This is a genomic window from Rhodococcus aetherivorans, from assembly GCF_011058165.1.
In the GTDB taxonomy this organism is placed as follows: Bacteria; Actinomycetota; Actinomycetes; order Mycobacteriales; family Mycobacteriaceae; genus Rhodococcus; species Rhodococcus aetherivorans.
Genome location: NZ_JAALEG010000072.1, coordinates 25,598 through 31,812 on the forward strand (window position 1 = coordinate 25,598; position 6,215 = coordinate 31,812).

General features: G+C 70.6%; 6 protein-coding genes. All 6 read right to left on the minus strand.

The genetic code is table 11. The features are described from left to right. Positions 1-143: 143 nt before the first annotated feature. The 6 genes from G6039_RS22800 to G6039_RS22825 all read right to left on the minus strand — a co-directional run bounded on the left by G6039_RS22800 (position 144) and on the right by G6039_RS22825 (position 6,165). On the minus strand, positions 144-491 hold the full coding sequence (locus G6039_RS22800; protein WP_029544930.1) for a hypothetical protein: 348 nt from the start codon (positions 489-491) through the stop codon (positions 144-146). 77 nt (positions 492-568) lie between these two features. Then, entirely contained in the window at positions 569-2,533 is a 1,965-nt protein-coding gene (locus G6039_RS22805; RefSeq protein WP_029544932.1) for an acetoacetate--CoA ligase, read from the minus strand. Beyond that, positions 2,530-3,372, minus strand: coding sequence for an HpcH/HpaI aldolase/citrate lyase family protein (locus G6039_RS22810; protein ID WP_164528121.1), 843 nt, complete (start codon positions 3,370-3,372; stop codon positions 2,530-2,532). The genes G6039_RS22805 and G6039_RS22810 overlap by 4 nt, the downstream gene beginning before the upstream one ends. Before the next feature lie 295 nt (positions 3,373-3,667). Continuing rightward, positions 3,668-4,504 carry an HpcH/HpaI aldolase/citrate lyase family protein gene (locus G6039_RS22815; protein WP_164528122.1) on the minus strand — a complete coding sequence of 279 codons (837 nt, stop codon included), beginning with the start codon at positions 4,502-4,504 and terminating at the stop codon, positions 3,668-3,670. 9 nt (positions 4,505-4,513) lie between these two features. Next, complete coding sequence (locus G6039_RS22820; protein ID WP_006947103.1) at positions 4,514-5,008, minus strand: MaoC family dehydratase; 495 nt, start codon at positions 5,006-5,008, stop codon at positions 4,514-4,516. Next, positions 5,005-6,165 carry an acyl-CoA dehydrogenase family protein gene (locus G6039_RS22825; RefSeq protein WP_006947101.1) on the minus strand — a complete coding sequence of 387 codons (1,161 nt, stop codon included), beginning with the start codon at positions 6,163-6,165 and terminating at the stop codon, positions 5,005-5,007. Before G6039_RS22825 ends, G6039_RS22820 begins: the two co-directional genes overlap by 4 nt. Between the last annotated feature and the right edge of the window lie 50 nt (positions 6,166-6,215).

The following is a 6,215-nucleotide window of genomic DNA, read 5'->3' on the forward strand; positions in this document are numbered from 1 at the left end:
CCATCCAATCTACCGCCTCGTAACCATGCGTCTCGACGCCCTGCTTCCAGGCCCTCCCTGTACATCGAGCCGGAAGCCCGAAATGCTACCTGGCGGTAGCAGGCGAGCCACGCATCGGATCGCGGACCGAACATGGGTGACCATCACCAGAGCACGGCGATGATCACGTTCACCACACCCAGGAGGCCAGCCGCGTGTGCGAGGGCCGCGGTCGAGCCCGGGTTCTGCCGTTCCTTCTTCATGCCGACGATCGCGAGGACGAGGATGACGACGGCGACGACGAGCTTGATACCGATCTTCATGTGGTTCAGGTCGGCGTCGTTCGCCTCGTTGAGCCCGACCAGTGCGAGACCGGTCACCACCTGCAGGATCGCGCCGTGCAGCATGCCGGCCACCACGCGCGGTTCCTTGATCACGGCGAGCCAGGAGCCGATGATCCCGGCGAGGCCGATGAAGTGCAGGATGAGGAAGATCTTGATCGCGACGTCCATGCGGCCATCGGATCACCCGAGCAGGACGGATGTCCAATCAGGCTCACCCCACCGGATGCGCCGTCCGGTGACGCGGGTCACCGCGGCTCCTTCCGCTGCCCCGCGTACCAGTCGAGCAGCTCCGGCGCGTCGACCGCGCTGCGATCCACCGTGCGCGCCACGTCGGCGCCCTGGAAGAGCCGCTTGATCGGCACCTCGAGCTTCTTGCCGGTGCGGGTGTGCGGCACACCGGGGGCGGCGACGATGTCGTCGGGGACGTGCCGCGGCGAGGCCTGCTCCCGGATGACCGCGCGGATCTTCTCCCGCAGCTCGTCGTCGAGCTCGACCCCGTCGGCGAGCACCACGAACAGCGGCATCCAGTAGCCGCCGTCCGGCTGCTCGGCGCCGATCACGAGCGCCTCGACGACCTCCGGGAGTTTCTCGACGGCCTGATAGATGTCGGCGCTGCCCATCCGGACGCCGTGCCGGTTGAGCGTCGAGTCGGAGCGCCCGTGCATCTCCACGGTCCCGCGCCCGGTGATCGTGATCCAGTCGCCGTGCCGCCACACCCCGGGATAGACGGAGAAGTACGCCTCGCGGTAGCGGTGCCCGTCCGGGTCGTTCCAGAAACGGACCGGCATCGACGGCATGGGTGCGGTCACCACGAGCTCCCCCACGTCGCCGCGGACCGGGCGGCCGTGTTCGTCGTACGCGTCGAGTGCGACGCCGAGGTACGGCACCGACAGCTCGCCCGGCCACACCGGGACGGTGCGCACCGCGCCGACGAAGGCCGACACCACGTCGGTGCCGCCGGTGATGGACATCACCGGGACGTGTTCGCCGACGTTCTCCGCCAGCCACCGCGACGAGGACGCGGGCAGCGTGGACCCGGTGACCCCGACGGCCCGCAACGCGGACAGGTCGTGGTCCCGCCGGGGTACGACGCCCGCCTTGATGCAGGCGAGCACATAGCCGGGACTCGTGCCGAGGACGGTGACCCGTTCCTCCGCGGCGATCCGCCACAGCCGGTCGACCCGCGGGTGCGACGGGCTGCCGTCGTAGCAGACGATCGTGGCCCCGACGAGCAGCCCGGCCGCCTGGAAGTTCCACATCATCCAGCTCGGGCTGGTGTACCAGAAGAAGGTGTCGTCGGGCCCGAGGTCGGTGTGCAGCGAGACCGCCTTGAGATGCTCGAGCACCACCCCGCCGTGCCCGTGCACGATGCCCTTCGGCAGGCCGGTGGTCCCGGAGGAGAACACGACCCACAACGGATGGTCGAACGGCACCGGCTCGGGGTCGAGGGGATGGGCCCCGACGGTCGCCGCCTCCCAGGTGAGCGCGCCTTCGAGGTCCTGCCGCGGACCACCGAGCCGGGGCACCACGACGGTCAGCGCCAGCGACGGCAACCCCTCCCGCAGCCGGGCGACCGCCTCGGCGCGGGGGTGGGTGCGCCCGGCGAACCGGTAGCCGTCGGCGGTGATCAGGGCAGCGGGGTCGAGTTGCCCGAGCCGGTCCAGGGCTGCGGGGGCCGAGTAGTCCTGGCCGCAGGCCGCCCACACGGCGCCGATGCTCGCGGTGGCGAGCAGCGCGACCACGGCCTCCGGGATGTTCGGCAGGTAGCCGACGACGCGGTCACCGACGCCGATGCCGTGCTCGCGCAGCGTGGCGGCCAGCGCGGCCGCCTGCCTGCGCAGTTCGGCCCAGCCCAGCTCGGTGCGTTCCCCGTCCTCACCGACGTACACGATCGCCGGGCGGTCGTCGCGCGCGTGCCGCAGGGCCTGCTCCACGTAGTTCAGTCGCGCCCCGGGGAACCAGACCGCCCCGGGCATCGAGGCGTCGGCCAGCGCCGGTCCCGGATCGGTGCGCGACCGCACGTCGAACCAGTCCCACACGTCCTGCCAGAACCGCCCGAGGTCGTCGACGGACCACCGCCACAGAGCGTGGTAGTCGGGAAGAGAGAGGCCGTGGCGCTGCTCGACCCACCGGGTGAAGGCGGTGATGCGGGCGTCGGCGACGTCCTGTTCGGTGGGGGTCCACTGCGGCGGCACCGGGGTATCGGTCATGCCGTCGCACCCCCTCGGTGATCGCCCGAGCGGGCCTCGACGGAGCGGTGCAGGATCTGCTCCGCGTGCCGCAGCACCGGCGCGTCGACCATCCGGCCCTCGAACTGGAACACCCCCCGCTCCTCCGGCACCGCCGCCAGCACCCGCCGCGCCCACGCCACATCCTCCGCGCTCGGCGCGTACGCGGACCGGATCACCGCCACCTGACCGGGGTGGATCGCCACCTTCGCATCGAACCCGACCGCCACCGCGTCCAGCGCCTCCGCCCGCAACCCGTCGTGGTCCCTGATGTTCAGATACACCGAGTCCAGGGCGAACCGCCCGTACGCCTTCGCCGCCAGCAACGCCTGCGACCGCACGTGCCGCGCCACGTCCCGATACGTCCCGTCGCCCCGGCGGGACGACTGCCCACCCAGGCCGACCACGAGATCCTCCGCACCCCACATCAGACCGACCGTGCCCGCCGCCAGGGCGATCTCGTCGACCTTCAACGCCCCCAGCGGGGACTCGATCAGCGCGATCACCTCCCGCGGCGCCAGCGACGTCACCTGCTGCGCCGACTCGCACTTGGCCGGCATCACCCGCATGTAGTCGGTGGCCGCCAGCGCCTTCAGGTCCGCCTCGTGCTCGTCGGTGCCGACGGGGTTGACCCGCACCACCGTCCGGGCCGGATCGAGCGGGGTGTCCTGCAGGCACCGGCGCGCGTAGTCCTTGTCCCCCGGCGCCACCCCGTCCTCGAGATCGAGGATCACCACATCCGCCGTCGCGGCCGCCTTACCGAACCGCTCCGGACGATCGGCCGGACAGAACAACCACGCCGGGCCGCCGACGCTGTACATAGAGACCTCCTCCATCGGGTGATCTCTTCGATAATGCTGGCCGGGCACCGCGCTGTCAGGGCAATTGCGAGCGCAGATCCGTGCCGGCCGCGAGGTCGCCCTGCGCTGGACCAGATACACCTGTGCCCCGTCCTCGATCGAGAACGGGGCACAGGCAGCGTTCGAGCGAACGCAGGTGCCTCACTTGCAGCACACCGTTGGATATCTGGAGGCAACCCGACCCTACATCGACCCCGGGGCACCGCCCGTTACGTTGATGGCCCGAGAACACTCAGGCGCAGCTGGCACATACCCATCAGGCGCCGGCCGCGCCCTCCGACTGCCCGGAGCGGTGCAGGATCTGCTCCGCGTGCCGCAGCACCGGCGCGTCGACCATCCGGCCCTCGAACTGGAACACCCCCCGCTCCTCCGGCACCGCCGCCAGCACCCGCCGCGCCCACGCCACATCCTCCGCGCTCGGCGCGTACGCGGACCGGATCACCGCCACCTGACCGGGGTGGATCGCCACCTTCGCATCGAACCCGACCGCCACCGCGTCCAGCGCCTCCGCCCGCAACCCGTCGTGGTCCCTGATGTTCAGATACACCGAGTCCAGGGCGAACCGCCCGTACGCCTTCGCCGCCAGCAACGCCTGCGACCGCACGTGCCGCGCCACGTCCCGATACGTCCCGTCGCCCCGGCGGGACGACTGCCCACCCAGGCCGACCACGAGATCCTCCGCACCCCACATCAGACCGACCGTGCCCGCCGCCAGGGCGATCTCGTCGACCTTCAACGCCCCCAGCGGGGACTCGATCAGCGCGATCACCTCCCGCGGCGCCAGCGACGTCACCTGCTGCGCCGACTCGCACTTGGCCGGCATCACCCGCATGTAGTCGGTGGCCGCCAGCGCCTTCAGGTCCGCCTCGTGCTCGTCGGTGCCGACGGGGTTGACCCGCACCACCGTCCGGGCCGGATCGAGCGGGGTGTCCTGCAGGCACCGGCGCGCGTAGTCCTTGTCCCCCGGCGCCACCCCGTCCTCGAGATCGAGGATCACCACATCCGCCGTCGCGGCCGCCTTACCGAACCGCTCCGGACGATCGGCCGGACAGAACAACCACGCCGGACCACCCACGGAGTCGACGGAACCCATGCTTGTCCCCTATCCCTTCTGCGTGTCGTCGGCGGGCCGGCACTGCACGAGTGTCTGGCGCACCGCGACCGCGACGACGTCGCCGTGCTGGTTGCGGGCCGTGTGCTCGAGCGTGACGATCCCCTGCCCCGGACGGGACTTGGACTCGCGCTTGTCGGTGACCAGGGTCTCGGCGTACAGGGTGTCGCCGTGGCGGACCGGCGCGGGGAACTTGATCTCCGAGAAGCCGAGGTTGGCGACGATCGTGCCCTGGGTCAGCTGCGCCACCGACAATCCGACGAGGGTGGACAGGGTGAACATCGAATTCACCAGGCGCTCACCGAATTCGGTGCCCTCACTGTAGGCGGCGTCGAGGTGCAGCGCCTGCGTGTTCATCGTCATCGTGGTGAACGCGACGTTGTCGGCCTCGGTGACGGTGCGCCCGGGGCGGTGCTCGTAGACCGTGCCGACCTCGAACTCCTCGAACCACAGTCCCCGCTGGGTGACGCGTCGCTGAGCGCTCACAGGCCGAGCTCCCGCGCCACGAGCATGAGCTGGACCTCGGTGGTGCCCTCGCCGATCTCGAGGATCTTGCTGTCCCGGTAGTGCCGGGCCACCGCGTACTCGTTCATGAAGCCGTAGCCGCCGTGGATCTGCGTCGCGTCGCGCGCGTTGTCCATCGCCGCTTCCGACGCGACCAGCTTGGCGATGGCAGCCTGCTTCTTGAACGGCTTGCCCGCCAGCATGAGGGCCGCGGCGTCGTAGTAGGCGGCGCGGGCGGCATGGGCCCGTGCCTCCATCCGGGCGATCTTGAAGGCGATCGCCTGGTTCCGGCCGATGGGACGGCCGAACGCCTCGCGCTCCTTCGCGTACTTGACGGACTCGTCGACGCAGCCCTGCGCCGCGCCGGTGGACAGGGCGGCGATCGCGATGCGGCCCTCGTCGAGGATGCGCAGGAAGTTCGCGTAGCCGCGGCCGCGCTCGCCGAGCAGGTTCTCCGCCGGCACCCGCACGTCGGTGAAGCTCAGCGGGTGGGTGTCCGAGGCGTTCCAGCCGACCTTGTTGTAGGCGGGCTCGGCGACGAAGCCGGGCGTGTCGGTGGGCACGACGATCGTGGAGATCTCCTTCTTGCCGTCGCGTTCGCCGGTGACGGCGGTGACGGTCACGATCTCGGTGATGTCGGTGCCGGAGTTGGTGATGAACTGCTTGCTGCCGTTGATGATCCACTGGTCACCGTCGAGCTTGGCGGTGGTCTTGGTGCCGCCGGCGTCGCTGCCGGCGCCGGGCTCGGTCAGGCCGAACGCGCCCAGCGCCCGTCCCGCGGCGAGCTGCGGCAGCCACTTCTGCTTCTGCTCCTCGGTGCCGAAGCGGTAGATCGGCATCGCGCCGAGCGAGACGCCGGCCTCGAGGGTGATGGCCACGGACTGGTCGACCTTGCCGAGTTCCTCGAGCGCGAGGCACAGCGCGAAGTAGTCTCCGCCCTGCCCGCCGTACTCCTCGGGGAACGGCAGCCCGAACAGGCCGAGGTCGGCCATGCCCGCGACGACCTCGTACGGGAACGTGTGGTTGGCGTCGTGCTCGGCGGCGACGGGTGCGACGACGGTCTGCGCGAAGTCTGCGACGGTGTTCTTCAGGTCCCGGTAGTCCTCGGGAAGCTGTCCGGTGGAGAGGTAGTCGGTCATCGGGGTGTCCTAGCTGTCGGTGGTGTCGGTGGGGGCGGGAACGGAGTGGG

Excerpts from the sequence above, each read along its gene's own strand:
- G6039_RS22800 (WP_029544930.1), bottom strand. The coding sequence starts at position 491 with ATGGACGTCGCGATCAAGATCTTCCTCATCCTGCACTTCATCGGCCTC.
- G6039_RS22805 (WP_029544932.1), bottom strand. The coding sequence starts at position 2,533 with ATGACCGATACCCCGGTGCCGCCGCAGTGGACCCCCACCGAACAGGAC.
- G6039_RS22810 (WP_164528121.1), bottom strand. The coding sequence starts at position 3,372 with ATGTACAGCGTCGGCGGCCCGGCGTGGTTGTTCTGTCCGGCCGATCGT.
- G6039_RS22815 (WP_164528122.1), bottom strand. The coding sequence starts at position 4,504 with ATGGGTTCCGTCGACTCCGTGGGTGGTCCGGCGTGGTTGTTCTGTCCG.
- G6039_RS22825 (WP_006947101.1), bottom strand. The coding sequence starts at position 6,165 with ATGACCGACTACCTCTCCACCGGACAGCTTCCCGAGGACTACCGGGAC.